General features: G+C 73.2%; 25 protein-coding genes. 18 read left to right on the forward strand and 7 right to left on the reverse strand.

The annotated features are described in order from the left end of the window. Positions 1-50: 50 nt before the first annotated feature. Both ABZX85_RS06815 and ABZX85_RS06820 read left to right on the forward strand, forming a co-directional pair. Positions 51-293 (forward strand): DUF1049 domain-containing protein, encoded by a 243-nt coding sequence (locus tag ABZX85_RS06815; protein ID WP_355863184.1) that lies wholly within the window; start codon positions 51-53, stop codon positions 291-293. Between the two features lie 21 nt (positions 294-314). Beyond that, entirely contained in the window at positions 315-857 is a 543-nt protein-coding gene (locus tag ABZX85_RS06820) for a GNAT family protein (RefSeq protein ID WP_355863186.1), read from the forward strand. Here the strand turns inward: ABZX85_RS06820 and ABZX85_RS06825 are convergent. Together ABZX85_RS06825 and ABZX85_RS06830 are read right to left on the reverse strand one after the other, a co-directional pair. Beyond that, a complete protein-coding gene (locus tag ABZX85_RS06825) occupies positions 835-1182 on the reverse strand; it encodes a DUF6204 family protein (RefSeq protein ID WP_355863188.1) in 348 nt (115 codons plus the stop codon). The genes ABZX85_RS06820 and ABZX85_RS06825 overlap by 23 nt on opposite strands. 94 nt (positions 1183-1276) lie before the next feature. Continuing rightward, on the reverse strand, positions 1277-2092 hold the full coding sequence (locus ABZX85_RS06830) for a class I SAM-dependent methyltransferase (protein ID WP_355863190.1): 816 nt from the start codon (positions 2090-2092) through the stop codon (positions 1277-1279). Positions 2093-2253: 161 nt separating this feature from the next. Between ABZX85_RS06830 and ABZX85_RS06835 the strand changes: the two genes are divergently transcribed. From ABZX85_RS06835 to ABZX85_RS06855, 5 genes are all read left to right on the forward strand, one after another. Continuing rightward, positions 2254-3873, forward strand: coding sequence for an ATP-binding cassette domain-containing protein (locus ABZX85_RS06835; protein WP_355863192.1), 1620 nt, complete (start codon positions 2254-2256; stop codon positions 3871-3873). A 245-nt stretch (positions 3874-4118) separates the two neighbouring features. After that, positions 4119-4919 carry an RNA polymerase sigma factor SigF gene (locus tag ABZX85_RS06840; protein ID WP_355863194.1) on the forward strand — a complete coding sequence of 267 codons (801 nt, stop codon included), beginning with the start codon at positions 4119-4121 and terminating at the stop codon, positions 4917-4919. 149 nt (positions 4920-5068) lie between these two features. Further along, positions 5069-5713 carry a hypothetical protein gene (locus ABZX85_RS06845; protein ID WP_355863196.1) on the forward strand — a complete coding sequence of 215 codons (645 nt, stop codon included), beginning with the start codon at positions 5069-5071 and terminating at the stop codon, positions 5711-5713. A 152-nt stretch (positions 5714-5865) separates the two neighbouring features. Then, positions 5866-7146: an aminotransferase class I/II-fold pyridoxal phosphate-dependent enzyme gene (locus tag ABZX85_RS06850; RefSeq protein WP_355864137.1), complete on the forward strand. Its 1281-nt coding sequence runs from the start codon at positions 5866-5868 to the stop codon at positions 7144-7146. Then, complete coding sequence (locus ABZX85_RS06855; RefSeq protein WP_355863198.1) at positions 7143-8243, forward strand: MBL fold metallo-hydrolase; 1101 nt, start codon at positions 7143-7145, stop codon at positions 8241-8243. The genes ABZX85_RS06850 and ABZX85_RS06855 overlap by 4 nt, the downstream gene beginning before the upstream one ends. Before the next feature lie 21 nt (positions 8244-8264). Here the strand turns inward: ABZX85_RS06855 and ABZX85_RS06860 are convergent, their stop codons facing one another. After that, positions 8265-8900, reverse strand: coding sequence for a VTT domain-containing protein (locus tag ABZX85_RS06860; RefSeq protein WP_355863200.1), 636 nt, complete (start codon positions 8898-8900; stop codon positions 8265-8267). Beyond that, a complete protein-coding gene (locus ABZX85_RS06865; RefSeq protein ID WP_355863202.1) occupies positions 8897-9670 on the reverse strand; it encodes an MBL fold metallo-hydrolase in 774 nt (257 codons plus the stop codon). Before ABZX85_RS06865 ends, ABZX85_RS06860 begins: the two co-directional genes overlap by 4 nt. 83 nt (positions 9671-9753) lie before the next feature. Here ABZX85_RS06865 and ABZX85_RS06870 point away from each other — a divergent pair, with 83 nt between their 5' ends. The 7 genes from ABZX85_RS06870 to ABZX85_RS06900 all read left to right on the forward strand — a co-directional run bounded on the left by ABZX85_RS06870 (position 9754) and on the right by ABZX85_RS06900 (position 18664). Further along, on the forward strand, positions 9754-10155 hold the full coding sequence (locus ABZX85_RS06870) for a hypothetical protein (RefSeq protein ID WP_355863204.1): 402 nt from the start codon (positions 9754-9756) through the stop codon (positions 10153-10155). A gap of 47 nt (positions 10156-10202) precedes the next feature. Further along, the gene (locus ABZX85_RS06875) at positions 10203-12272 is read left to right on the forward strand and encodes an alkaline phosphatase family protein (RefSeq protein WP_355863206.1); all 2070 of its coding nucleotides are present in this window, start codon (positions 10203-10205) and stop codon (positions 12270-12272) included. 100 nt (positions 12273-12372) lie between these two features. After that, the gene (locus ABZX85_RS06880) at positions 12373-13434 is read left to right on the forward strand and encodes a MoxR family ATPase (RefSeq protein ID WP_355863208.1); all 1062 of its coding nucleotides are present in this window, start codon (positions 12373-12375) and stop codon (positions 13432-13434) included. Next, entirely contained in the window at positions 13431-15224 is a 1794-nt protein-coding gene (locus ABZX85_RS06885; RefSeq protein ID WP_355863209.1) for a hypothetical protein, read from the forward strand. Before ABZX85_RS06880 ends, ABZX85_RS06885 begins: the two co-directional genes overlap by 4 nt. 71 nt (positions 15225-15295) lie before the next feature. Next, positions 15296-15721 carry an OsmC family protein gene (locus tag ABZX85_RS06890; protein ID WP_355863211.1) on the forward strand — a complete coding sequence of 142 codons (426 nt, stop codon included), beginning with the start codon at positions 15296-15298 and terminating at the stop codon, positions 15719-15721. Positions 15722-15927: 206 nt separating this feature from the next. After that, the gene (gene dnaK, locus ABZX85_RS06895; RefSeq protein WP_355863213.1) at positions 15928-17811 is read left to right on the forward strand and encodes a molecular chaperone DnaK; all 1884 of its coding nucleotides are present in this window, start codon (positions 15928-15930) and stop codon (positions 17809-17811) included. A gap of 85 nt (positions 17812-17896) precedes the next feature. Beyond that, positions 17897-18664 carry a rhomboid family intramembrane serine protease gene (locus ABZX85_RS06900; protein WP_355863215.1) on the forward strand — a complete coding sequence of 256 codons (768 nt, stop codon included), beginning with the start codon at positions 17897-17899 and terminating at the stop codon, positions 18662-18664. Positions 18665-18710: 46 nt separating this feature from the next. Here the strand turns inward: ABZX85_RS06900 and ABZX85_RS06905 are convergent, their stop codons facing one another. The 3 genes from ABZX85_RS06905 to ABZX85_RS06915 all read right to left on the reverse strand — a co-directional run bounded on the left by ABZX85_RS06905 (position 18711) and on the right by ABZX85_RS06915 (position 21415). Continuing rightward, a complete protein-coding gene (locus ABZX85_RS06905; RefSeq protein WP_355863217.1) occupies positions 18711-19511 on the reverse strand; it encodes an SAM-dependent methyltransferase in 801 nt (266 codons plus the stop codon). 14 nt (positions 19512-19525) lie between these two features. Continuing rightward, positions 19526-20389, reverse strand: coding sequence for a helix-turn-helix transcriptional regulator (locus tag ABZX85_RS06910; RefSeq protein ID WP_355863219.1), 864 nt, complete (start codon positions 20387-20389; stop codon positions 19526-19528). 198 nt (positions 20390-20587) lie between these two features. Next, positions 20588-21415, reverse strand: a complete 828-nt coding sequence (locus ABZX85_RS06915; protein WP_355863221.1) for a helix-turn-helix transcriptional regulator — start codon at positions 21413-21415, stop codon at positions 20588-20590. Positions 21416-21478: 63 nt separating this feature from the next. Between ABZX85_RS06915 and ABZX85_RS06920 the strand changes: the two genes are divergently transcribed. The 4 genes from ABZX85_RS06920 to ABZX85_RS06935 all read left to right on the forward strand — a co-directional run bounded on the left by ABZX85_RS06920 (position 21479) and on the right by ABZX85_RS06935 (position 25794). Continuing rightward, entirely contained in the window at positions 21479-22570 is a 1092-nt protein-coding gene (locus ABZX85_RS06920) for an ADP-ribosylglycohydrolase family protein (protein ID WP_355863223.1), read from the forward strand. 40 nt (positions 22571-22610) lie between these two features. Beyond that, positions 22611-22916, forward strand: a complete 306-nt coding sequence (locus tag ABZX85_RS06925; RefSeq protein WP_355863225.1) for a 4a-hydroxytetrahydrobiopterin dehydratase — start codon at positions 22611-22613, stop codon at positions 22914-22916. A 170-nt stretch (positions 22917-23086) separates the two neighbouring features. Further along, complete coding sequence (locus tag ABZX85_RS06930; protein ID WP_355863227.1) at positions 23087-23830, forward strand: class I SAM-dependent methyltransferase; 744 nt, start codon at positions 23087-23089, stop codon at positions 23828-23830. Between the two features lie 86 nt (positions 23831-23916). Further along, entirely contained in the window at positions 23917-25794 is a 1878-nt protein-coding gene (locus ABZX85_RS06935; RefSeq protein WP_355863229.1) for a rhamnogalacturonan lyase, read from the forward strand. The last annotated feature ends 82 nt before the right edge of the window (positions 25795-25876 follow it).

Here is a 25876-nt window from a genome sequence, read left to right on the forward strand (position 1 = left end):
GGGGCGCCGCTCGCCGTGCGGATACCGGCCGGCGGGCGCACGCTGGTCGCATGAGCCCGAAGACGACCTCCGAGAGCGGGGCGAAGAAGGGGGCCGGCGGCCTGCTGACACCGGGGCGGATCGCCGTCGCGGTGCTGGGTGTGCTCGCCCTCGTCTTCATCTTCGAGAACACCCGCGCGACCAAGATCCGGCTGCTGATCCCCGAGGTCACCATGCCCCTGTGGACGGCGCTGCTGGCCACGGCCGTGGTGGGGGCGCTGTGCGGGGCGTACTTCGTGAGACGGCGCCGCTAGGGGGCGTCGTACGCTGGTCCGATGCCCCATGCTCAGCGCTACCTCGCCGAAGGCCCCCGCGTGGGGATACGTCACTTCACCTACGGGGACGGAACCGAGTTCACCACCCGGGCCCGGGAGAGCAAGGAGCTGCACCAGCCCTGGCTGTACCCGCCGGAGAGCGCCGCCGCGTACACGGCGTACGCGGCGCGGCTGATCGAGGACCCGTCCAAGGCCGGGTTCCTGGTGTGCACCAGGGACGACGGGGCGATCGCCGGGTACATCAACATCAACAACATCGTCGAGGGCGGCTTCCAGTGCGGGGCGCTCGGGTACGGGGCCTTCGCGCACGCCGCCGGACGGGGGCTGATGCGTGAGGGGCTCGACCTCGTCGTCCGGCACGCCTTCGGGCCGATGCGGCTGCACCGGCTGGAGATCAACGTCCAGCCGGGCAACACCGCCTCGATCGCCCTCGCGCGCGGCGCCGGGTTCCGGCTGGAGGGGCTGTCCCCGAAGATGATCTACGTCGACGGCGCCTGGCGGGACCACGAGCGGTGGGCGATCACCGTCGAGATGCGGGCTTGACGTTGATCTTCATGGTGTCCAGGTCGGTCACCTTGGACTTCAGCCCGGTGAAACCGTGGCCGAGCGCCCGCAGCGTCGTCTCCGCCCGGTCCTCCGCGATCGCCCCGGCCATCTCCTCGCCGTCCGCCGCGTCCGACACCACCACGTACCGCATCGAGAAGTGCTTCAGCGGACGCGGCTCGTAGGTGAGGGAACCCTCCTCGGTGAACCGCATGCTGGACAGGCCATGGTCGGCGGCCTCGGCGAGCAGCCGCTCCCGGGACTCCTCGGTCAGTCCGTCCCACGTGCCCCGGACGATCACCCGGTAGGTGTGCTGCTCGCTCATCGGTCGCCTTCCGTTCCTGTAGACCGGCCGACTCTACGGCCGTCGAGCCGGACCGCCCACGGAATTTCCGGCGCCCGCCCCACCGCCGGTCACGTCACTTCCGGCAGAGCACCTCGCCGTGCAGGACGGCGAACCAGGCGTCTTCCTGCCGCCCCCACTCCCGCCACGCCTCCGACACGGCCGCCAGCTCCTCCCGCGTCGCGTGCCCGCCCCCGGTCGCGCGGTCGGCGTACGCGGACGCCAGCGTGCGGTCCGCCCACAGCCCGCTCCACCAGGCGCGCTCGTCCGGCGTCGAGAACGTCCAGTTCGCCGAGGTGGCCGTGATGTCCGTGAAGCCCGCCGCCAGCGCCCACGACTTGAGACGCCGCCCGGCGTCCGGCTCGCCGCCGTTGGCGCGGGCCACCCGGCGGTACAGGTCGGACCAGGCGTCCATGCCGGCCGAGGCCGGGTACCAGATCATGCCCGCGTAGTCCGAATCGCGGACGGCGACGAGACCGCCCGGCTTCGTCACCCGGCGCATCTCGCGCAGCGCCTGCACCGGGTCGCCGACGTGCTGGAGGACCTGGTGGGCGTGGACGACGCAGAACGTGTCGTCCGGGAAGTCCAGCGCGTGGACGTCCGCGACCGCGAAGTCGACGTTCGTCAGACCCCGCTCGGCGGCGGTCGCGCGGGCCTGCTCCAGGACGCCCGGAGCCTGGTCGACACCCGTGACACGGCCGTCCGGGACCAGGGCCGCCAGGTCGGCGGTGATCGTGCCCGGACCGCAGCCGATGTCCAGGACCTTCATGTGCGGCTTGAGTGAACCCAGCAGGTATCCCGCCGAGTTGGCGGCGGTCCGCCAGGTGTGCGAGCGCAGGACGGACTCGTGGTGGCCGTGGGTGTAGACGGCCGTCTCCCGTGCCTTCGGCATGGCTGTGCCCCTTCGCGTCGTCGGGCCGGTGCGGACTTCACCGTAACGCGCTCATCCGTATGTTGGGACGATGTGTATCGCCATGTGGACTGACGGACCGTCAGTCCAGGTTCGTGATAACGGTTTGCCCTGCTGGTCGCGGAGCCGCAGAATGCGTTTTCATGGGACATCTGGAAGCCGCGCACCTCGAGTACTACCTCCCCGACGGGAGGGCGTTGCTCGGCGACGTGTCCTTCCGGGTCGGAGAAGGGGCGGTCGTCGCCCTCGTCGGCCCGAACGGCGCGGGCAAGACGACCCTGCTGCGGCTGATCTCCGGCGAGCTGAAACCGCACGGCGGCTCCGTCAACGTCGGCGGCGGACTCGGTGTGATGCGCCAGTTCGTGGGCTCCGTACGGGACGAGACGACCGTTCGCGACCTGCTCGTCTCCGTCGCCCCGCCGCGCATCCGGGAGGCCGCCGGCGCCGTCGACCGCGCCGAGCACGCGCTCATGACCGTCGACGACGAGGCCGCCCAGCTCCAGTACGCGCAGGCCCTCGCCGACTGGGCCGAGGTGCGCGGGTACGAGTCCGAGACCCTGTGGGACATGTGCACGACCGCCGCGCTCGGCGTGCCCTACGAGCGGGCCCAGTGGCGGCAGGTGAGCACGCTCTCCGGGGGCGAGCAGAAGCGGCTCGTGCTGGAGGCGCTGCTGCGCGGCACCGACGAGGTCCTCCTCCTCGACGAACCCGACAACTACCTCGACGTCCCCGGCAAGCGGTGGCTGGAGGAGCGGCTCAAGGAGACCCGTAAGACCGTCCTGTTCGTCTCCCACGACCGTGAACTCCTCGCCCGCGCCGCCGAGAAGATCGTCTCCGTCGAGCCGGGACCGGCGGGCGCCGACGCCTGGGTGCACGGCGGCGGGTTCGGCACCTACCACGAGGCGCGGCGCGAACGCTTCGCCCGCTTCGAGGAGTTGCGCAGGCGCTGGGACGAGAAACACGCCCAGCTGAAGAAGCTCGTCCTGACACTCCGTCAAGCCGCCTCCATCAGCCACGAATTGGCCTCCCGCTACCAGGCCGCGCAGACCCGGCTGCGGAAGTTCGAGGAGGCCGGGCCGCCGCCGGAGCCGCCCCGCGAACAGGACATCACGATGCGGCTCAAGGGCGGACGCACCGGGGTACGGGCCGTCACCTGCAAGGGACTTGAGCTGAGCGGCCTGATGAAACCCTTCGACCTGGAGGTCTTCTACGGCGAACGCGTCGCCGTCCTCGGCTCCAACGGGTCCGGGAAATCACACTTCCTGCGGCTCCTCGCCGGGGAGGAGGTCGCGCACACCGGGGAGTGGAAGCTCGGCGCGCGCGTCGTACCCGGGCACTTCGCGCAGACCCACGCCCACCCCGAACTCCTCGGCCGCACCCTCCTCGACATCCTGTGGACCGACCACGCGCAGGACCGGGGCGCCGCCATGTCCCGGCTGCGCCGCTACGAGCTGACCCAGCAGGCCGAGCAGAGCTTCGAGCGGCTCTCCGGCGGCCAGCAGGCCCGCTTCCAGATCCTCCTCCTCGAACTGCGGGGCTGCACCGCCCTGTTGCTCGACGAGCCGACCGACAACCTCGACCTGGAGTCCGCCGAGGCGCTCCAGGAGGGGCTCGAAGCGTTCGACGGGACCGTCCTCACCGTCACCCACGACCGCTGGTTCGCCCGCTCCTTCGACCGGTACCTGGTCTTCGGGAGCGACGGGAAGGTACGCGAGACGGCGGAGCCGGTGTGGGACGAGCGCAGGGTGGAGCGGGCGCGGTAGGGCGGCGCGGCAGAGGTGCGGACGGGGCCGGGCCGGTGAGGGGGCGTACGGCTCACCGGCGCCCTTCCGGCCGGCCCCGTCCCGGGTTTGCGGGGCGGGGGCCGGGGCAGGCGGAGTGACGTGCTTCGGACCGGAGGCACTCGGTGGAGCCCCGCGCCAGGCGGCTCCCGGCCGGCCGCGGGCCGCCCGGGACGCGCTCCCCGGTGAACCGTCCCAGAGCACCGGCAAGGGAGTTGCGACGCACCATGCGACAACACGCGAGCGCCAAACGCCATCCGCACGACGACGCCCCCGACACCGCCGCGGCCTTCCGCGCACTCGCGGACCTCCCGGCGGGCCACGACCACGACCGGCTGCGCGCCGAGATCGTCGAGGCGTGGCTGCCGATGGCCGACCGCCTCGCCGGCCGGTTCCGCAGCCGCGGCGAGAGCCTGGAGGACCTCCGCCAGGTCGCCGCCCTCGGCCTGGTCAAGGCCGTCGACCGGTACGACCCCGCGCGCGGCAACGCCTTCGAGAGCTACGCCGTCCCCACCGTCACCGGCGAGATCAAACGGCACTTCCGCGACCACCTCTGGACCCTGCACGTCCCGCGCCGCGTCCAGGAGCTGCGCAACCGGGTCCGCTTCGCCCGCCAGGACCTCGCCCAGGAACTCGCCCAGAGCGGCGGCCGGCCGACCGTCGCCCAGATCGCCGAACGCGCCCGGCTCAGCGAGGACGACGTCCGGACCGGCCTGGAGGCCCTCGACAGCTTCACCGCGCTCTCGCTGGACGCCGAACCGCCCGGCGCCGAGGACGGGTACTCCCTCGGCGACGTCCTCGGCGCACCCGACCCCGCGCTCGACGTCGTCGTCGACCGCGAGGCCGTGCGCGGGCGTCTCGCGGCGCTGCCCGAGCGGGAGCGGGCCATCCTGTACATGCGGTTCTTCGGGGACATGACGCAGAGCCGGATCGCCGAGCGGCTCGGGATCTCCCAGATGCACGTCTCCCGGCTGATCAGCCGTTGCTGCGAGCGGGTGCGCCGGCAGGTCCTCCAGGACGCCGCCTGAGCCGTCGTTCACCCGGTCGGGTGGAGCGGCTGCGGCCGAACGAGGGTGCACGCGCGCGTGGCGCCGTGCGGCGGGCTGTGATGGGTGTACGTCCCGCGCACCCGTCGCGTCCGTCGCATTCCGTCGCACCCGTCGTACCAAGGAGTCCCATGCGCCGCAGCGCCCGTGTCCTGTCCGCCGCGGTCCTCGTCGGCGGGGTGTTCGCCGTGACACCGGCCGCCGCCGCGGACCCCACCGCCGAGGTCACCCCGGCGACCGTCTCCCCCGGCTCCACCGTCACCGTCTCCGTCACCTGCGACCCCGTCGGCGGTACGGCCCCGGCGACCCTCGACGCGACGTCCCTGGCGTTCGCCGAGGACACCGTGAGCCTCCAGCAGGTCCCCGGCGGCGCTCCCCAGGGGCCCGGTGGCGGTCCCGGACCCGTCTACCGGGGCACCGCGCGGATCGCCGGGCCCGGCGAGTTCACCGGCCTGGAGGGCACCGGTCCCGACTCCGCGTGGACCGTCGACGGCACCTGCCCGGCGGGCCGGGGGGCCCACGGACGCGCCTGGAGCGCCACCTTCGACGTCTCCCGCGCGGGCGGCGGCGGACCGGCCCCCTGCACCCGGCCGCCCCAGCAGCCCTGGCCCGACTCCTGCCCCCCACCGGCCGTCCAGCACGGGGTGAAGGCGGGCGCGGGCGGTACGTTCACCGACTCCGTGCCCGCCCTGGTCGCCGGGGGGCTGTTCATCGCGGGGGCGTTCGCGGCGGCGGGCCATCGGCTGTGGCGGAGGGGGACGGCGGCGGGTGGGTGAGGGAGGTGCGGCCCGGCGGGAGCGGTGCGGGGGGCGGTGACGGGGGCAGTGACGGTGTGCGGTTCGGCGCCGGTGGCGGTTCGGGAGGCCGTGGCGGCGGGCTGCCGCGCGCGGGCGCCGAGAGCGGCGGCGGTGACGGTGGTGGTGGCGATGTGGGCCGCGCCGGGAGCGGTGGCGACGGGGGCCGTGACAGGGGCGGTGGCGGCAGTGGGCACGGCACCGTCCGGCACGGCCCTCCGACGCCCCCCGACGGCCTCCCCGTCCCCCCGGTGCTCGCCGGCGTGCTCGCCTCGGCGGCCTCCCGGGCGGCGGCCGAGCCGGTGGGCGGGGGAGCGGCGGTGCTGGAGGCGGCGCGCGGGTACTGGGGGCGGCGCGGGGTGGGGGACGACGCCGCGCGGGTCGTCGTCGCGCCCGGGGCGCCGTCCCTGCTGCTGGCGCTGACCGCCGCCCTGGGCGGGGACGTGCTGGTGCCCCGGCCGTGCGCGGCCTGGTGGGCGCCGTACGCGCGGCTGCTCGGGCGGCCCGTGTTCCATGTGGCGACCCCCGCCGAGTGCGGGGGCGTGCCCGACCCGTACGCCCTCCTGGAGACCGTCCGCAGGGTCCGCGCCGAGGGCGGGGAGCCCCGGCTGCTCGTGCTGTCCGTCGCGGACGACCCGACGGCCACCGTCGCCCCTCCGGAAGCCGTCCACGAGGCCGTGGAGGCCGCCGAGGGGGCCGGCCTGCACGTCGTCAGCGACGAGACCTGGCGGGACACCGTCCACCGCCCCCGCGACACCGTCCTCGTCAGCCCCGCCGAGATGCTCCCCGGACAGGTCACCGCCGTCAGCGACCTTTCGGGCGCCCATCTGCCGGCCGGCTGGCCCGCCGCGATCGCGAGGCTCCCCGGCACCCCCGCCGGGCACGACCTCCACGCGCGCGTGCTGGACGTCCTCACCGCGCTCGGCGCCCGCGTCGCGACCCCGGTCGCGGCAGCCGCCGCCCGCGCACTGGAGGAGCCCGCGGAACTCACCGCGCGCCGGGAGGCCGTCGTACGCCTCCACGCGCGCGTGGCGGACGCCGTGCACCGGACCGTCGTCACGGCGGGCGCCCTGTCCCGGCCCCCGCGCGCGGGACGGCACGTGTACGTCGATCTGGGCCCCCTGCGCGACGCGCTCGCCGCGCGGGGCGTCGGGGACGCCCAGGAGCTGGAGGACCACCTGACCGCCCGGCTCGGCATGCCCGCGCCCGGCGGACACCGGTTCGGCGACGACCTCGGCGCGCTGCGCGTCCGCCTGTCCACGGGCGCGCTGCTGGGCACGACGGACGCCGAACGGGCGGAATGCCTCACGTCACCCTCGCCGTTGGAACTGCCACACGTGCACCGCGCGTTGACGCTCGTGAGGTCGGTCTTCGACGGCCTCGGCGACGACGCTCAGCGATGGGAGCCTCGATGACGCAGCAGTCCGAGTCGACAGCGTCCACGACCGCGCCGGACACCCCGGACACCCCGGACACCCCGGACACCCCGGACACCCCGGACACCATGGTCCCGGCGGACCCCTCCTCCCTCGCGCCCCCGTCCCCGCCGCTCGCCGAACCCCGGCCGCTCGGGGAGCGCAGGGTGTGGCCGCGGGCGTTCCACGACCGGCTGACCGCGCCGCTGCCCGGCCTCAAGGCCCTGGCCCGCTTCGCCCGCGAGGGCTCCGTACGGCCCGGCAGGGACGGCCTCGCGGACGTCACGCGCGTCCCCGTCACCCCCGGTGCCCCGCCCCGCGCGGACGCCGGGACGATCGCCGTCACCTGGGCCGGACACGCCAGCTGGGTGGTGGGCGTCGGCGGGCTGACCGTCCTGACCGACCCGGTGTGGTCGCGCCGCATCCTCGGCACACCCGCGCGGATCACCCCCGTCGGCGTCCCCTGGGAGACCCTCCCGAAGATCGACGCCGTCGTCATCAGCCACAACCACTACGACCACCTCGACGCGCCCACCCTGCGCAGACTCCCGCGCGACACCCCGGTGTTCGTGCCGGCCGGCCTAGGCGCCTGGTTCCGGCGGCGGCGCTTCTCGCGCGTGACCGAGCTGGACTGGTGGGAGGCCGCCGAACTGTCCGGGGTGCGCTTCGACTTCGTCCCCGCCCACCACTGGTCCAAGCGCAGCCTCACCGACACCTGCCGGTCCCTGTGGGGCGGCTGGGTCCTCACCGCGCCCGACGGACGGCGCGTCTACTTCGCCGGGGACACCGGGTACGGCCACTGGTTCTCCCGCATCGGCCAGCGCTACCCGGGCATCGACCTCGCCCTGCTGCCGATCGGCGCCTACGACCCCCGCTGGTGGCTCAGCGACGTCCACTGCGACCCCGAAGAGGCCGTACGCGCCGCGCGGGACGTCGGCGCGCGCCGGATGGCGCCGATGCACTGGGGGACGTTCGTGCTGTCCGCGGAGCCCGTCCTGGAGCCCCTCACGCGCGTGCGGGCCGCCTGGGAGGCGGCGGGGCTGGACCGCGCGGACCTGTGGGACCTGCCGATCGGGGGGTCGAGGACGCTGGCCTAGCGGGGCCCGGCGGTTTCGGGCTCAGTGCGCCTGGGAAGGCCCCCGCAGCCGCCGCCACAGCATCGGTGCCGCGCTGATCGCCACGGTCAGCGCGACCGCCGCGACGACGCCCTCCCAGGGTTCCGCGAACAGCGAGCCGCCCAGGATGCCGATCAGCTGGTAGGTCACCGCCCACGCGAGACAGGCCGGCAGGTTGCCCCGGACGAAGCGGCGCAGCGGCCAGTCCGCGAGGAGACACGCCAGCATCACCGGGAGCCGCCCGGCGGGCACCAGCCGGGACAGCACGAGCACGGCGACGTTGTGCTCGGCGAGCCGCTCCTGCGCCTGCGTCAGCTTCTCCTCCGGCGCCCGCGCGCGGATCGCCGCCAGCCAGCGCGAGCCGTTCCGCGACCGCATCCCGCGCCGCCCCAGCCAGTACAGCGCCGCGTCCCCGCAGAACGCCGCCAGGGACGCCGTCACGAACACCAGCGCCAGCGCGAACGGCGCCGTCTGATGGAACGCCACCACGGCCGCCGAACTCACCAGCGCGCCCGTCGGCACCACCGGGACCAGCGCCCCGAGCAGCACCAGCAGGAACAGCGTCGGATACCCGATCGCCTGCTGCGCCGACTCGGTGGGCGCGTTCGTCGCACCCGCCGCCAGCCACCCCCAGCTCACCGAGCGACCTCCGGGCGCACGCTCTGGCCGTGCAGCAGCTTGTGCACGGCGACCTGGGGCGCGCGCTCGGCGGCCAGGCGCACGAACTCGTCACCCGGCGCATGGAACTCATGGGGGCGCACGGCATCCATCCCGATCGGCCAGTACGTGCCGTAGTGCACCGGAATCGCACTGCGCGGGCCGAGCAGCGCGAGCGCCTGCGCCGCGCGCCCCGCGTCCAGATGCCCCTCCCCGAGGTACGGCCCCCAGCCGCCCACCGGCAGCAGCGCCACGTCCACCGGCCCGACCTCCTTCGCCATCGACTCGAACAGCCCGGTGTCCCCGGCGAAGTAGGTCCGCGCCTCGCCCTCCACGACGTACCCCAGCGCGGGCGCGCGCTGCGGGCCCACCGGCAGCCGCCGCCCGTCGTGCCGCGCCGGAACGGCCCGCACCCGGACGTCGCCCACCGTCGTCTCGTCGCCCGGCGCGACCTCGCTGACGTGCAGATGGGTCAGGCGCCGCAGACCTGGGACGGCGCGCGGCGCGCCCCGCGGCACCAGCAGGCGCGTGCCCGGCGCGAGACGCGCCAGCGACGGGATGTGCAGATGATCGGAGTGCAGGTGGGAGACGAGCGCCAGGTCCGCCCGCGCCGCCTCCTCGGGCGGCGGCGCGCCTCGGCGGCGACGCAGGTGCGCGAGCCGGGAGGCGAACAGGGGGTCGGTCAGGAGGCGCATGTTCGAATCCGTGATCGTGCAGGTGGCGTGACCCCACCAGGTGATCTCCACCGGCACCCCTTTGCCTCCTTCGCGCGACTCCCCCGAAGCCTACGGGCAGGAGTAGGGTCGGCGGCGAAACCCGGAGGTGAGGGGGCGCCATGGGACCGGTGCGCGTCACGGCGATCGCGAGTCTGACGCCGCTTCAGGAGCTCGACGACGACCCCTTCCTCGTGGACTCCCGCACCCAGCACGCGATCTGCGCCCGCTGGGCCGAGGAGCGCGGCTGGACCGTCGTCCGCGAACTCGTCGTCAGCGGACTCCGCGCCGACCACTGCGTCCTGTGGGACGGCGTCCGCCCCGGGGCCGACCTGTTCGTCGCGCCCAGCGCGCGCGTCCTGGAGAGCGCCCTGTCCTCCGTCGAGGAGTTCACCGCCGAGTGCGCGCGCCGCGGCGTGCGGGTGGAGACCGTCGGGGGCGCGGAACCGGCGTACGACGCCCAGATGAAGGCCCGCGTCCACCGCAGACTGTCGATGCCGACGGCCGGGTACGACGGGCGGTGACGCCTTCCGCGCCGGGCGTTGTCGGTGGCGTGTGACAGGCTGGAGCCGTGAACAGCGCAGGGCGTTGGCGGAAGGCCGCGAGTCAGGCGGGACGCAGTGTCACGGTGTGGGCGGCGTCCACGCTCACCATGCTCGTCCTCGCCGGAATCCTGCCCGACTTCCGCCTCACGTCCAACGACGGCGACAGCGCCACCCGCATCGCCGTCACCGCCGGAGCCGGGGCCGCCGTGTTCGGTGTGCTCTCCGCGATCGCCTGGCCCGTCCTGGTCCGCCTCCTGCTGCTCGTGCCCGCGCTCGTCCTCGGCCTGCTCGTCTTCGCGCTCAACGGCTCGCTGCTGCTGCTCGCGCTGCGCGTCAACCCCACCGCGCAGGGCGCCGCCGCCCCCGAGACCGCCGTCATCGTCGCCGCCGTCATGTCGGCCGTCGCCTCGGCGACCGGCGGCGCGCTCGCCGTGCGCGACGACGACGCCTACCGCCGCCGCCTCTACCGCCTCGCCGACCGCCGCAGGCGCGGCGGCCCGGCCGGCCCCCACACCCCGGGGACGGTCTTCCTCCAGTTCGACGGCGTGGGCCACGACCTGCTGCACACCGCCGCCCACACCGGCCTCATGCCGACCGTCGCCCGCTGGCTCGACGGCGACGGCGGCACCCACCGCCTCACCCCCTGGCGCACCGACTGGTCCAGCCAGACCGGCGCCAGCCAGCTCGGCATCCTGCACGGCTCCAACCACGACGTCCCCGCCTTCCGCTGGTACGAGAAGGACACCCGGGAGGTCATGGTCTGCAACCGTCCCACCAGCGCCGCCGAACTCCAGCGCCGCGCCGTCGAGCGCACCCGCGACACCGGCCTCCTCTCGGCGGACGGCGCGAGCCGCGGCAACCTCTTCGGCGGCGGCGCCGACGAACAGGCCCTCGTGCTCTCCGTCGCCGCCCGCCGCCGGCGCGAGAACCGCTCCCGCGCGGGCTACTTCGCCTACTTCTCCGACCCCGCCAACGCCGTGCGCACGCTCCTGTCGTTCGCCGCCGAGGTCGGCCGCGAACTCGGCCAGTCCACCCGCGCGCGGATGCGCCGCAAACGCCCGCGCGTGAAGCGCGGCGGCCTGTACCCGCTGGTCCGCGCGTTCGCGACGGTCGTCGAACGGGACGTCGTGGTGGCCGCCGTCATGGGCGACATGCTCGCCGGGCGGACGTCCGTCTACGCCGACCTCGTCGCCTACGACGAGGTCGCCCACCACTCCGGGCCGCTCAGCCGCGACGCCGAGAAGGTCCTCGCCCGCCTCGACCGCTCCCTCGCCCTCATCGAGAAGGTCGCCGAGCACGCGCCGCGCCCGTACCGGATCGTCGTCCTCTCCGACCACGGCCAGAGCCCCGGCGAGACGTTCCAGGCCCGCTACGGCCTCACCCTCGGCGACCTCGTCCGGGCGGGCAGCGGACTGCCCGTGCCGCGCCGCGCCGAGCGCACCCACAGCGGCGCCGAGGCGCGCGCCGCCGTCCGCGCGGCCCTGCGGCGGCCCGTCGAGGAGCGCGGCGAGCGCCACCGCCCCTCGCGCCGCTCCGAGCCGGTCGTCCTGGCCTCCGGGAACCTCGGCCTGATCTCCTTCCCCGACGTCCCCCACCGCATGACGAAGGAGGAGATCGACGCCCGCCACCCCGCCCTGCTGACCACCCTCGCCAACCACCCCGGCATCGGCTTCCTCCTGGTGGCCAGCGCCGAGCACGGCGGGGTCGTCCTCGGGGCGCACGGCGCGCAGGTCCCGGTCGCCGACCTGACGGACTGCGCGGGACCGCTCGCCTCCTTCGGGCGCGGCGCCGCCGACGCCGTCCGCCGTACGCACGGCTTCCCGCACACCGCCGACGTCATGGTCAACTCCTTCCACGACCCGGCCGACGGGGAGGTCCTCGCCTTCGAGGAGCAGATCGGGTCCCACGGCGGGCTCGGGGGCGCCCAGGGGAAACCGTTCCTGCTGTCCCCGCGCGCGCTGTCGGAGCCGGTCGGGGAGGGGGAGGAACTGGTGGGCGCGGAGCAGGTGCACCGGGTGCTGCGGCGCTGGCTCAGGGAGGCGGACGGGCCGCAGGTGCCGGTACAGGACGTGGACGGGGACCGGCAGGCGGCGTAGGGGAGTGCGGGCGCGCTGAACCGTACGAAGGCGCGCGAGTGACGTCGTACAAGCCGAAAATGGGCTGCGAACCTCCGCGGAGCCTCCCCACACTGTCCTCGTGCAAGCAGCCGTCACCGTCACCCCGTCCCGCCTTCCGGAACTCCTCCTCGGGCTCGCCACCGTGCGGCCCGTGTTCGTGTGGGGTGCTCCAGGCATCGGAAAGTCCTCCCTGGTACGGGAGTTCGCCGCCTCCCTGGGCCTGGAGTGCGTGAGCCTGCTCGGCACCCAGCTCGCCCCGGAGGACCTGATCGGGGTGCCGCAGATCCGGGACGGCCGCTCGGTGTTCTGCCCGCCGGAGTCCATCGCGCGCGACGAGCCGTACTGCCTGTTCCTGGACGAGCTGAACGCGGCCACTCCCGATGTGCAGAAGGCGTTCTACTCGCTGATCCTCGACCGCCGCATCGGCGGCTACGAACTCCCCGAGGGCTCGATCGTCGTCGGCGCCGGGAACCGCGCCACCGACAACGCGCTCGCCCGCCCCATCGCCTCCGCGCTGGTCAACCGCCTCGCCCACGTCCACCTGGAGGTGTCCGCGAAGGACTGGCTGGTCTGGGCCGCGGGCGCCGGCATCCACCCGTGGATCGTCGACCACCTCACCGACCGCCCCGACCACCTCTGGTCGAAACCCCCGAAGACCGAGGAGCCGTTCTCCACGCCCCGCTCCTGGCACATGCTCTCCGACGCCCTGCACTCCTTCGGCCAGGGCCTCGACGAGGACACCCTCAAGGTCCTCGCGCACGGCACGCTCACCCCCGCCCACGCGACCGCGTTCAGCGGGTACGTCAAGATCGTGCGCAGCCGCTTCGGCATCGAGGCCGTCCTGCGCGGCGACGCCCGCTGGCCGCACCGGATCGAGGACCGCGACCTGCTGTACTACCTCGCCGAGTCGTTCCGCGAACGCCTCGTCAAGGAGCTGCCCGCGAACAAGGAGCACGTCTCGGCGAACGGCCGCCAGACCGCGTACCGCGCGAAGGCGCTGCTCGTCCAGCTCGCCGAGATCTCCGTGGAGATCGCCCAGGGCGTCATCGCCTCCGACGCCGACGGCAACCCCGTCCTGCCGTCCTGGTTCCTCGTCGAGGCGGCCCGCGACATGCCGCGTCTCGTCGAGGCCCGCTCATGAGCCGGGGGAGCCGGCAGAAGAAGCGGGACGTCGCGGGGGAGGCGTTCGCCGAGGGCATGCGGATCATGCGGGCCAACCCGGCGCTCAACTCCGTCCCCCTGTCCACCTGTCGGCGCGAGGACTGTGAACTCGCTCCCCGGGAGGGCCTGTTGCGCGTCGAGTCCGACGGCGTCGCCCACGCCCACCCCACCCGGCTCGCCGAACCCGCCGAGTGGGCCTGGGCGTTGGCCCACGCCGCCCTCCATCTCGGCTTCGGCCACCTCCCCGCCGCGCGCGGCGCACGCGTGCAGCCGGACCGCTTCGACCTCGCCGCCCGCTGCGCGGTCGTCAACCGCTTCCTGCTCAGCTTCCCCGTCGGCCGCACCCCCGACGACCTGCCCGCCGCCTACCCCGACGGCGACGAGGAGCAACTCGCCGCCCGCTGGCGGCGCGACGGCGTCCCGCTCGCTTACGAACGCTGCGGCACCGCCGGGAGCGAACCCGACCAGCTGCTCCTCACCTGGTACCACGCCTACCAGCAACCCCCGGACTGGCAGCCGGAGTTCGCGCACGCCCTCACCCGCACCATGAGCGCCGCCATGGACGTCGCGGGCGGCCGGCGCGACAGCGTCACCGGCGAGCGGGCGCCCCTGCGGCCCTGGCAGCGCGCCCTGAGCTGGTTCATCTCCTCCTACCCCCTCCTCGGCGGCATCGCCTCCGGCATCACCCTCGTCGCCGACGCCGAACTCGCCCGCGCCCACAGCATCTCCGTCGCCGCCGTGAACGCCGAGGCGGGCGAGATCTACGTCAACCCCCTCGTCCAACTCGACGACGAGGAATGGCGGTTCGTCCTCGCCCACGAGATGCTGCACGCCGCCCTGCGCCACGCCGACCGGTGCGGACCCCGCGACCACTACCTCTTCAACGTCGCCTGCGACTACGTGATCAACGGCTGGCTGCGTGAGATGCGGGTCGGCGTCATGCCCGAAGGGCCGCTGTACGACGCCGAGTTGGCGAGCCTGTCCGCCGAGGAGGTGTACGACCGGATCGCGGGCGACCTGCGCCGGATGCGGCGCCTCGCCACCTTGCGCGGCAAGGGGCTCGGGGACATGCTCGGCGCTCCGCTCGGGCCGCCCGGCGACCACGTCGACCTCGACGAGTTCTACCGGCGGGGCCTGTGCCAGGGGTTCGAGCTGCACGGCCGGCAGGAACGCGGGCTCCTGCCCGCCGGGCTGGTCGAGGAGATCCGCGCGCTCAGCCATCCGCCGCTGCCCTGGGACGCGCAACTCGCGCGCTGGTTCGACGAGTTCGTGCCACGCCCCGAACCCGTGCGGACGTACTCCCGGCCCTCCCGGCGGCAGGCGGCGACCCCCGACATCCCGCGCGCCGGACGGTACTTCCCACCGGAGGAGATCGCGCGCTGCACGTTCGGCGTCGTCCTCGACACCTCCGGCTCCATGGACCGCACCCTGCTCGGCAAGGCGCTGGGCGCCATCGCGTCGTACGCCGAGGCGCGGGACGTACCGGCCGCGCGCGTGGTGTTCTGCGACGCCGCGCCGTACGACGCCGGGTATCTGCCGGTGACCGAGATCGCCGGGCGGGTCCGGGTGCGGGGGCGGGGCGGGACCGAACTCCAGCCGGGGATCGACCTGTTGCGGCGCGCGGACGACTTCCCGGCGGGTGCGCCGGTGCTGATCATCACCGACGGGTGGTGCGATGTGCTGCGGGTGCGGCGCGAGCACGCGTATCTGCTGCCGCAGGGCCGTCGGCTGCCGTTCACCGCGCGAGGGCCGGTCTTCCACGTCCGCTGAGCGGGGAGTGTGATCGGATAGGGGCACGGAATCCCGGACTCGGGACCGACGCGACAGCGAAAGGATCAGCCGTGGCCACCACGCGCACCGCACACACCGTCTGGGAAGGCAACCTCGTCGAGGGGAACGGGACCGTCTCCTTCGACTCCTCCGGCATCGGCTCGCAGGCCGTGTCGTGGCCGTCGCGCGCCGAGCAGGCGAACGGCAAGACCAGCCCCGAGGAGCTGATCGCCGCCGCGCACTCCAGCTGCTTCTCCATGGCCCTCTCGCACGGCCTGACCGGCGCCGGCACCCCGCCCACCCGCCTGGAGACCAAGGCGGACGTCACCTTCCAGCCCGGCACCGGCATCACCGGCATCCACCTCACCGTCCGCGGTGAGGTCCCCGGCCTCGACGCGGACGGCTTCGCCGCCGCGGCCGAGGACGCCAAGAAGAACTGCCCGGTCAGCCAGGCGCTCGCGGGCACGACGATCACCCTGACGGTCGAGTCCGTCTGAACGACGGCGACTTGAGAGCGCGCGGGTTCCCTCCGGGGGCCCGCGCGCTTCGCCGTACGACGCCGGCGCCGCGCGATGCCGAAGCCGCCCGGCCGCGCCCGTGCAGCCCGAGGTCTCACCAACCCCCGCCCCCACAGGCCCTCTTGACAACCCCCCGCTCAAGTTTTGTGCTGGAAGCCGGAGGTCCGGGCGGAAGGGGGACGGTGATGGGACGGCCGGTCGGGATCGATCTGGGGACCACGAACTCGGTGGTGGCGGTGCTGGAGGGCGGAGAGCCCACGGTCGTCGCGAACGCGGAGGGCGCGCGGACGACGCCCTCGGTGGTGGCGTTCGCGAAGAACGGGGAGGTGCTGGTCGGGGAGGTCGCCAAACGGCAGGCGGTGACGAACGTCGACCGGACCGCGCGGTCCGTCAAACGCCATATGGGCGACGGGAGTTGGCGGTTCCCCGAACAGGGCTCGATCGGCGGGAAGCGGCTGCGCGCCCAGGAGCTCTCCGCACGGGTCCTCCAGAAGCTCAAGCGGGACGCGGAGGCGTACCTCGGCGAGGACGTCACCGACGCCGTCATCACCGTCCCCGCCTACTTCGACGACGCCCAGCGCCAGGCCACCAAGGAGGCCGGCGAGATCGCGGGGCTCAAGGTCCTGCGCATCGTCAACGAACCCACGGCCGCCGCCCTCGCGTACGGGCTCGACCGGGGCGACGAACAGACCGTGCTCGTCTTCGACCTCGGCGGCGGCACCTTCGACGTGTCGCTCCTGGAGATCGGCGGCGGCGTCATCGAGGTCAAGGCCACCAACGGCGACACGCTCCTCGGCGGCGACGACTGGGACCAGCGGATCGTGGAACACCTCGCCACCCGGTTCAAGGGACAGCACGGCGTCGACCTCGGCAAGGACAAGATGGCCGTCCAGCGGCTGCGCGAGGCCGCCGAGAAGGCCAAGATCGAGCTGTCGTCGGCCACCGAGACGACCGTCAACCTGCCCTACATCACCGCCTCGGCCGAGGGCCCGATCCACCTCGACGAGAAACTGACGCGCGCTCAGTTCCAGGAGCTGACCGCCGACTTGCTCGACCGCTGCCGCACCCCCTTCCACCAGGCCGTCAAGGACGCGAAGGTCAAGCTCGCCGCCGTCGACCACGTCATCCTCGTCGGCGGCTCCACCCGGATGCCCGCGGTGTCCGACCTGGTCCGGGAGCTGACCGGCAAGGACCCGCACAAGGGCGTCAACCCCGACGAGGTCGTGGCCCTCGGCGCGAGCCTCCAGGCGGGCGTCATCCGCGGCGACGTGAAGGACGTCCTCCTCCTCGACGTCACCCCGCTGTCCCTCGGCATCGAGACCAAGGGCGGCATCATGACGAAGCTCATCGAACGCAACACCACGATCCCCACCCGGCGTTCGGAGATCTTCACGACCGCCGTCGACAACCAGCCCTCCGTCGGCATCCAGGTCTACCAGGGCGAACGCGAGATCGCCGCGTACAACAAGAAGCTCGGCGTCTTCGACCTCACCGGACTGCCGCCCGCCCCGCGCGGAATCCCGCAGATCGAGGTCGCGTTCGACATCGACGCGAACGGGATCATGCACGTCTACGCGAAGGACCTCGCCACCGGCCGCGAGCAGAAGATGACCGTCACCGGCGGCTCCGCGCTGCCCAAGGACGACATCGACCGCATGATGCGCGACGCCGACCGGTACGCGGACGACGACCGCAGGCGGCGTGAGTCCGTCGAGACCCGCAACCAGGCCGAGCAACTCGTGTACCAGACCGAGAAGTTCCTCCGGGAGAACGAGGAGAGCGTGCCCGCCGACACCCGGGCGGAGGTCTGGGCCGCCGTGGCTGAGCTGAAGACGCTGCTCCAACGGGAGCCGGAGACCGCCGAGTTGCGGGCCGGGGTGGAGAAGCTGTCCGCCGTCAGCCAGCGGATGGGGCAGGCCATGTACGCGCGGGCCGGGGAGACGCCGCCCGGTGCCTCGCCGGACGGCGGCGCCTCTCAGGAGGACGGTGTGGTGGACGCCGAGATCGTCGACGACGAACGGGAGGGAGGCCGGGAGGGAAACCGGGAGGGAAAGGGCGGAGCGGCGTAGGAACGGCTTGCTGAAACACGGGTGGGGGAAACCGCCCTCAGGTGCGTACAGTGGCCGAAAGAGGTGCGAACAGGGGGAGCGGGACATGAGCAGCAGAGCACCGGCCGACGCCGAGCAGATGATCGCGGAGGCCCGCAAGGCGTTCTTCGTGATGTTCGCCTTCGTGGCCCTCGTCTGGCTGATCCAGCTCGCGAACTTCGCGGGCGACTACCGGCTCTCCCGCGAGTACGGCATCGTCTCCGGCGATCTCGGCTCGCTGACCCACATCGCCAGCGCGCCCTTCCTGCACTGGAACTGGGCGCATCTGGAGAGCAACTCGGGTCCGTTGTTCGTCTTCGGCTTCCTCGCGGCGTACCGGGGTGTCGCGAAGTTCCTCGTGCTGTCCGGGCTGGTCGTCGTGGTCAGCGGGACGACCGTCTGGCTGTTCGAGGCCGACCGGGTCTCGACCGTCGGCGCGAGCGGGCTGATCTTCGGGTACTTCGGGTACGTCGTCGTCCGGGGCCTGTTCGACCGGCACCTCATCGACAGTCTGATCGGCGTCGTCATGGGCGCGTCGTTCGCGTATCTCCTGACCGTCGCGGTGCCGGGCACCCCCGGCGTGAGCTGGCTCGGGCACCTCGGGGGGCTCGTCGGCGGGCTGCTGGGGGCGTGGCTGCTGCGGGACCGGCGGGCCAAGGCGGTCGAGGCACCTCAGCCGGAACCGGCGCTGGGCCCGGCACCGGCCACCACCCCCGCGGTGACGGACGGAGGCGGGGCGGGCGGGTCGAAGAAGAAGGGGGCCCTGCCGGCGTCGTCCGCAGACAGCCCCCGGGCCGACCTGCACAAGGAACTCAAGGACCTGGGGTTGATGTAGCAACCGGCAGCAACCGCTTGCCGGAATTTTCACACGGACCCCGTCCTCACCCCTTCCGCCCCACCCCCGCGTACACCGGCACGATCCCCTCCGCCTGCACCGCCACGTCCTCCGGGTCCGGCCGCCACCCCGACACCGGTATGACACCGGGACCGAGCAGCTCAAGCCCCTCGAAGAACCGGGCGAACTCGGGCAGCGAACGAGGGTGGAACGGCGTCCCGCCGCGCCGGAACTGCTCGGCGGCCTGCGCGATCGCCTCCGGGTTGAGGTCGGGCGTCACCTGGGACAGGATCAGCCAGCTCCCCGGCGCGAGGGCCGCGACGTACCGCTTCACCAGGGCGTACGCGTCGTCGTCGAGGTAGTGCGTCAGCGCGACCAGCGACAGCGCGACCGGCCGGGAGAGGTCGAGCGTGCCGGCGGCGCCGGCGAGCAGGGCCGCGTCGTCGCGGGCGTCGGCGTGCACGTAGTGCGTGACACCTTGCGGGGTCCCCCGCAGCAGCGCCTGCGCGTGCCGCAGCACGATCGGGTCGTTGTCGGCGTACACCACCCGCGCCTCGGGCGTGACCCCCTGCACGACCTGGTGGAGGTTCGGCTCGGTGGGGATGCCGGTGCCGATGTCGAGGAACTGGCGTATCCCCGCCTCGGCGGCCGTCCGCACCGCGCGCTGCATGAAGCGCCGGTTGGCCCGCGCCCCGCGCACGACGGTCGGGTCGACGGCGAGGATGCGGCGGGCCAGCTCCTCGTCGACCTGGTAGTTGTCCTTGCCGCCCAGCCACCAGTCGTAGACACGGGCCGGGTGCGGGCGGGTGGTGTCGATGCGGACGGGCTCGCCGTCGGGACCGGTCATGGTCGGGGCCGCTTTCAGTACTGGTCGCGCACGGCGCGCAGGATCGACTGGGTGCGCTGCGCCGACGCCGCGTGGGTCGTCATGTGGTCGAGGACTTCGAGGTGCGCCGAGACCTCCTTGCGGGAGTCCAGGTACAGCGCTCCCGTCAGGTACTCGGTGACGACCATGTCGGGCAGTTCCGGCTCGGCGAAACGGAACAGGGAGAACGGCGCGTACGTCCCCGGATGGGGGCCCGCGGCGAACTCGGCGACCTGGAGCGTGACCTTGTCGCGCTCGCTGAACTCCAGGAGCCTGTCGAGCTGTTCGCGCATCACCGCGCCGTCGATGCTCACCGGGCGGCGCAGCACGGTCTCGTCCATCACACACCACAGGTGCGGCGGGTTGGCGCGCTCCAGGAGGGTCTGGCGGGCGACGCGCAGCGTGACATGCCGCTCGATGGTCTCCGGGGTGGTCTGCCCGACCGTGCCCGCCTCCAGGACCGCGCGGGCGTAGTCCTCGGTCTGGAGGAGCCCCGGCACGAAGTGCGGCTCGTAGGAGCGGATCATCCGCGCCGCGCCCTCCAGGCTGACGTAGAGGCTGAACCACTCGGGCAGCACGTCGTGGAACCGCTGCCACCAGCCGGGCCGGTTGGCGTCCTCGGCGAGCATGACGAACGCCGCCGCCTCGTCGTTCGGGACGCCGTACGTCTCCAGCAGGACCTGGACGTAGGGGATCTTGAGGGCTACCTCGGCGGTCTCCATCCGGCGGACCGTGGCGGGCGCCACCCGCAGGGCGCGGGCCGCCTCCTCCCGGCCGAGACCGGCCGTCTCCCGCAGCTCCTGGAGCCGTCTGCCGAGTACCACTTGGCCCACGGTGGGCGCGGGTCGCCGCTCACTCACGCCACGTCTCCCCTACGCGTCGAGAACTGTGTGCAGTGTGTCATGTTCCGGTGTGCGTCTCACGGGTGTGAAGAGAGATTCAGGGGCGAGACTGTGGGTGCATGATGTGTGACATATCGTACGCCTCTTGTGCGGTGCGTGACATATCGCGTACCAGAGATTTACCTTCCGGACACTGGTTCACAACCTGACGGCATGTCAGGGAGCCGACGCCTGAAGGTACTTCACCGTCGCCGGGTCGGCCGGCAGGAGCGTCTCCACGGCCAGCTCGGCGACCGTCACGTCCAGCGGGGTGTTGAACGTGGAGATCGACGACACGAACGACAGGGTCCGCCCCTCGTGCGAGATCCGCAAGGGCAGCGCGAAACTCGGCGCCCCCGGAGCGGGCTCCGCCTCCGCCGCCCGCTCCGGCACCGGGTACGCGGCGACCTCGTCGTACAACTCCCGCAGTTTCGGCGAGCGTTGGAGCGCGAACTGGCGTTCCATCTGGTGCAGGAGATGCCCGCGCCACTCACGGAGGTTCAGGATGCGGGGCGCGAGGCCCTCGGGGTGCAGGGCCAGGCGCATCGCGTTCAGCGGGGGAGCGAGCAGGGTCTCGGGGAGACCGTCCAGCAGCATCGCGATGCCCCGGTTCGCCGCGACGACCGTGTAGACACCGTCCACCACCAGCGCGGGGTACGGCTCGTACCCCTGGATCAACTGCTCCAGGCCCGCCCGCACCCCCTCCAGCGCCGGGTCGTCGAGCGGGGTCTCGGGGAAACGCGGGGCGTAACCCGCCGCCAGCAGAAGGGCGTTGCGCTCCCGCATCGGCACCTCCAGGTGCTCGGCGAGCCTCAGCACCATCTCCTCGCTCGGCCGGGAACGCCCCGTCTCCACGAAGCTGATGTGCCGCGCCGAGGAGTCCGCCCGCAGCGCCAGCTCCAACTGGCTGACCCGGCGCCGCTCCCGCCAGGCCCGCAGCAGCGGCCCCACCCCTCGGCCGGGGGTGGCGGAAGGAGGCTCGGCACCACTCGCGACAATGGTCATGGGTACGACCGTAGCCGAACGCCCGTACCCGGAAACCGGTTGCGGAAAAGGGGAGTCGAGTCGATGACGGAGCCGTGGAAGCCGCGGTCGTTCGAGGCCGAGGCCGGTTACCGGGCGCGGGTGCGCGGCTGCCTGCTGGGCGGGGCCGTCGGTGACGCCCTCGGCTACCCGATCGAGTTCCGCTCCCTGGACCGCATCCGCGCCGACCACGGACCGCGAGGTGTCACCGGCTACGTACCGGACGGCCAGAACGCCACCGGCCGGATCAGCGACGACACCCAGATGACCCTCTTCACCGTCGAGGGCCTGTGCCAGATCAAGGAGAGCGAACGCCTCGGCCGGCGCACCGTCGACCGCACCCGCGTGATCCGCTGGGCCTACGACCGCTGGCTGCACACCCAGCAGGCCGTCCTCCCCGACGGCGGCCCCGCCTACGACGGACCCGCCGGCGGACTCGTCGGTGAACCCTGGCTGTACGCCCGCCGCGCCCCCGGCAACGCCTGCCTCTCCGGCCTCGGCGTCCCCCACTCCGACACCGGCTGGTCCGAACTCGGCAAGCCCGGCCGCGTCAACCCGAACTCCAAGGGCTGCGGCACCGTCATGCGGTCCGCGCCCTTCGGACTGACCGGCGCCGAACCGGGCGCCGCCTTCGGGTTCGCCGCCCGCTGCGCCCAGATCACCCACGGCCACCCGACCGGCTACTACGCGGCCGGCGCCCTCGCCGCGATCGTCGCCCACCTCGTGAACGGCGAGTCCCTGGAGGCCGCCGTCCTGCGCACCCTGCGCCTCCTCGCCCCCTACCCGGGCCACGAGGAGACGGGCACCGCCCTCCACCGCGCCCTCGACCTCGCCTCCTACGACACCGCCCACGCCTCCCAGGTCGAGGAGCTCGGCGCCGGCTGGGTCGCGGAGGAGGCGCTCGCGATGGCGGTGTACGCGGCCCTCGCCGAACCCGACGTGGAGAGCGCGCTGCTGCTGTCCGTCAACCACTCCGGCGACAGCGACTCCACGGGGTCGATCTGCGGCAACCTCCTCGGCGCGCTCCACGGCGAGGGGGCGCTGCCGCACCGGTGGGTCCGCGAGGTCGAGGGACGGGCCCGGATCGGGGTCCTCGCCGACGACTTCTGCGCGGAGTGGGCGGGGGTGGCCGGGTAGTGGCAGGCTGAAGGGGAGACCGGGCGAAGGGAGCCGTGCCATGTCCGCCGAACCGCTGTCCCAGAAGGAGATCGAGGAGCGGCTGGCCGATCTGCCGGGCTGGTCCGTCGAGTCCGGCCGCCTCACCCGCGCCTACCGGCTCCCCTCCCACGCGGACGCCGCCGCGTTCGTCGCCCACATCGCCCGCGTCCAGGACGAACTGAACCACCACTCCGAACTGACCCTCGGCTACAACACCGTCCGCCTCACCGTGTCGACACACGACGCCGGGGGCGCGCTGACCGGGAAGGACTTCGAGCTGGCGGACCGGGTGGAGGGGGCGGCGGGAGGGCGGGGGGCTGTGTAGTGCATCACGCATCACGCGGCACGCATCGCGCGGCACACGTCATGCAGCACACACCACATGTCACGCCTCACGCAGCGCCCGCCTCGCGCGGCGCACCTGATGCAGCACACATCACACATCACGCACCACACATCACGCACGACAACACCACCAAGGGGGGCGCCCGCACCATGCTCGACTACGACAAGGAAGCCGAACGCTACGACGCCCTGCGTGGCGGTGAACCCCGAGCCGAGGAGGCCGCCGGGGCCGTGCTGCGGCTGGTGCCCGAAGCCGCGCGCACCCTTCTCGACCTCGGCTGCGGCACCGGCATCGTCACCCGCCGCCTCGCGGAGGACCGCCCGGCGCTGAAGGTGACCGGTGCCGACCTCACGCACGGCATGGCGCGGCACGCGGCGGCCCGGATCCCCGGTGCGATCGTCCTCGGGGACAGCCGGCAACTCCCGTTCCGCCCCGGTACGTTCGACGCCGTCACCAGCGTCTGGCTGCTCCACCTCCTGCCCACCCCGGACGACGTCCGCCGCACGGTCGCGGAGTGCGCGCGCCTGCTGCGCCCCGGCGGGGTGTACGTCACGACGGTCGACAAGGGCCCCTCCCACAACGTGGGCAGTGACATCGACGCCCTCCTCGCCGCCCGCCCCGCCTCACCGGTGGCGGACAGGTCCGAGCTGGTCGAGGCGTACGCCGCCGAGGCGGGCCTGCGTCCGGCGGGGGAGACCCGGTTCACCGGCCGGGGACAGGGCCGCAGCCCGCGCCGCGCGATCACCGACCTCCGGCGAGGCTGGTTCATGACCCTGCCGCCGGGCCACCCCCTCGCGGACGGCTTCGAGCGACGGCTGGCCGAACTGCCGGACCAGGAACGACCGCGCCCCGACCCGGAGTTCAGACTGCGGGCGTTCGCGAAAGCGCCGTAGAAACCCGGGCCGACCCGGCAACTCCCGTATCCCCGGCGGCGACTGACGTGGCGGAACCCGTCCGTCCCTACGGGAGGTACCCCCACATGCAGCACCCGCACCGCACGAAGCACACCCCCCGCCACAGACACCGCCTCGCGCTCCTCGCCGCAACGGCCCTCACCGCGACCGGACTTGTCACCCTCGCCCCCCACCCCGCCGGCGCCGCCACCGCACGTCAGGTGGAGGCCCTCGACCGGGGTGTGGTGAGCGTGCACACCGATGCCGGGAACCTGGTCGGCTGGCGTTGGCTCGGGACCGACCCGAACGACATCTCCTTCAACGTGTACCGGGCCGGCACGAAGGTCAACTCCACCCCGGTCACCGGCTCGACGAACTACTTCCACTCCGGCGCCCCCGCCCAGGCCGACTACACGGTCCGCGCGATCGTGGGCGGCGTCGAGCAGGCCGACTCGGTGCACGCGGTCCAACTCCGCACCGGATACAAGGACGTTCCGATCTCCCCGCCCGCCGGCGGCACCACCCCCGACGGCGTCGCCTACACCTACGAGGCGAACGACGCGTCCGTCGGCGACCTCGACGGCGACGGCGCGCTCGACTTCGTCCTCAAGTGGCAGCCCACCAACGCCAAGGACAACTCCCAGTCCGGCTACACCGGGAACACGATCCTCGACGGGATCAAACTCGACGGCACCCGCCTGTGGCGCGTCGACCTGGGCCGCAACATCCGCTCCGGCGCGCACTACACGCAGTTCCAGGTGTACGACTACGACGGCGACCGCAAGGCCGAGGTCGCCGTGAAGACCGCCGACGGCACGGTCGACGGCGGCGGCACGGTCATCGGCAACTCCGGCGCCGACTACCGGAATTCGAGCGGCTACGTACTGTCGGGCCCCGAGTACCTGACCATGTTCAACGGGCAGACCGGGCGCGCGATGCAGACCGTCGACTACGTTCCGGCACGCGGCACGGTCTCCTCCTGGGGCGACTCGTACGGCAACCGGGTGGACCGGTTCCTCGCCGGTACCGCCTACCTGGACGGCGCCCGGCCCTCCCTGGTCATGGCGCGCGGCTACTACACGCGCACGGTGATCGCGGCCTGGGACTGGCGGAACGGGACGTTCACGCGCCGCTGGACCTTCGACACCAACTCCTCGACCAACACCGGCAAGGGCTACGACGGCCAGGGCTCGCACAGCCTCTCCGTCGGGGACGTCGACAACGACGGCCGGGACGAGATCGTGTACGGCGCGATGGCCGTCGACGACAACGGCAACGGGCTGTGGACGACCAGGACGGGCCACGGCGACGCCCAGCACCTCGGCGACCTCGACCCCGCGCACGCGGGCCTGGAGTACTACAAGGTGTCCGAGTCGTCGAGCCAGCCGGCCGCGCTGTACATCAACCCCGCGAACGGCTCGGTCAACTGGTCCCTCGCCGCCTGCTGCGACAACGGGCGCGGGGTCGCCGGGGACATCTGGGCGGGCAACGACGGCGCCGAGGTCTGGTCGGCCTCGGACGGTTCGATCCGGGACGAGGGCGGCGCCACCAAGGGCCGCAAGCCCTCCAGCACCAACTTCCTGTCCTGGTGGGACGGCGACACCGTCCGTGAACTCCTCGACGGCACGCACATCGACAAGTACGGCACCGCGTCCGACACCCGCATGCTGACCGGCTCGAACGTCCACTCCAACAACAGCACCAAGGCGACCCCGGCGCTGTCCGGCGACATCCTCGGCGACTGGCGCGAGGAGGTCGTCTGGGCGACCTCCGACAACACGGCCCTGCGGATCTACTCCACGCCGTACGAGACGTCCACGAAGATCACGACCCTGCTGCACGACACCATGTACCGCACCGGGCTGGCCTGGCAGAACACCGCCTACAACCAGCCCCCGCACCCCAGCTTCTTCATCGGCGACAAGATGCCGACGGCGCCGCGGCCGACGGTGTACACGCCGTGACGCCGCGCTAGTCCGGCACCCGTGCCGAGGCGGGCCGCTCCCACGAGAAGCGGCCCGCCTCTTCACACACCGAAGGTCACTG

Origin of the sequence: Streptomyces sp. NPDC004539, assembly GCF_040610055.1 — a bacterium.
Lineage (GTDB): Bacteria > Actinomycetota > Actinomycetes > Streptomycetales > Streptomycetaceae > Streptomyces.

What these genes read in the sequence shown, in the direction of transcription:
- ABZX85_RS06815 (WP_355863184.1), top strand. Translation starts at nt 51, where the DNA reads ATGAGCCCGAAGACGACCTCCGAGAGCGGGGCGAAGAAGGGGGCCGGC.
- ABZX85_RS06820 (WP_355863186.1), top strand. Translation starts at nt 315, where the DNA reads ATGCCCCATGCTCAGCGCTACCTCGCCGAAGGCCCCCGCGTGGGGATA.
- ABZX85_RS06825 (WP_355863188.1), bottom strand. Translation starts at nt 1,182, where the DNA reads ATGAGCGAGCAGCACACCTACCGGGTGATCGTCCGGGGCACGTGGGAC.
- ABZX85_RS06830 (WP_355863190.1), bottom strand. Translation starts at nt 2,092, where the DNA reads ATGCCGAAGGCACGGGAGACGGCCGTCTACACCCACGGCCACCACGAG.
- ABZX85_RS06835 (WP_355863192.1), top strand. Translation starts at nt 2,254, where the DNA reads ATGGGACATCTGGAAGCCGCGCACCTCGAGTACTACCTCCCCGACGGG.
- ABZX85_RS06840 (WP_355863194.1), top strand. Translation starts at nt 4,119, where the DNA reads ATGCGACAACACGCGAGCGCCAAACGCCATCCGCACGACGACGCCCCC.
- ABZX85_RS06845 (WP_355863196.1), top strand. Translation starts at nt 5,069, where the DNA reads ATGCGCCGCAGCGCCCGTGTCCTGTCCGCCGCGGTCCTCGTCGGCGGG.
- ABZX85_RS06855 (WP_355863198.1), top strand. Translation starts at nt 7,143, where the DNA reads ATGACGCAGCAGTCCGAGTCGACAGCGTCCACGACCGCGCCGGACACC.
- ABZX85_RS06870 (WP_355863204.1), top strand. Translation starts at nt 9,754, where the DNA reads ATGGGACCGGTGCGCGTCACGGCGATCGCGAGTCTGACGCCGCTTCAG.
- ABZX85_RS06885 (WP_355863209.1), top strand. Translation starts at nt 13,431, where the DNA reads ATGAGCCGGGGGAGCCGGCAGAAGAAGCGGGACGTCGCGGGGGAGGCG.
- dnaK (WP_355863213.1), top strand. Translation starts at nt 15,928, where the DNA reads ATGGGACGGCCGGTCGGGATCGATCTGGGGACCACGAACTCGGTGGTG.
- ABZX85_RS06900 (WP_355863215.1), top strand. Translation starts at nt 17,897, where the DNA reads ATGAGCAGCAGAGCACCGGCCGACGCCGAGCAGATGATCGCGGAGGCC.
- ABZX85_RS06905 (WP_355863217.1), bottom strand. Translation starts at nt 19,511, where the DNA reads ATGACCGGTCCCGACGGCGAGCCCGTCCGCATCGACACCACCCGCCCG.
- ABZX85_RS06915 (WP_355863221.1), bottom strand. Translation starts at nt 21,415, where the DNA reads ATGACCATTGTCGCGAGTGGTGCCGAGCCTCCTTCCGCCACCCCCGGC.
- ABZX85_RS06920 (WP_355863223.1), top strand. Translation starts at nt 21,479, where the DNA reads ATGACGGAGCCGTGGAAGCCGCGGTCGTTCGAGGCCGAGGCCGGTTAC.
- ABZX85_RS06925 (WP_355863225.1), top strand. Translation starts at nt 22,611, where the DNA reads ATGTCCGCCGAACCGCTGTCCCAGAAGGAGATCGAGGAGCGGCTGGCC.
- ABZX85_RS06930 (WP_355863227.1), top strand. Translation starts at nt 23,087, where the DNA reads ATGCTCGACTACGACAAGGAAGCCGAACGCTACGACGCCCTGCGTGGC.
- ABZX85_RS06935 (WP_355863229.1), top strand. Translation starts at nt 23,917, where the DNA reads ATGCAGCACCCGCACCGCACGAAGCACACCCCCCGCCACAGACACCGC.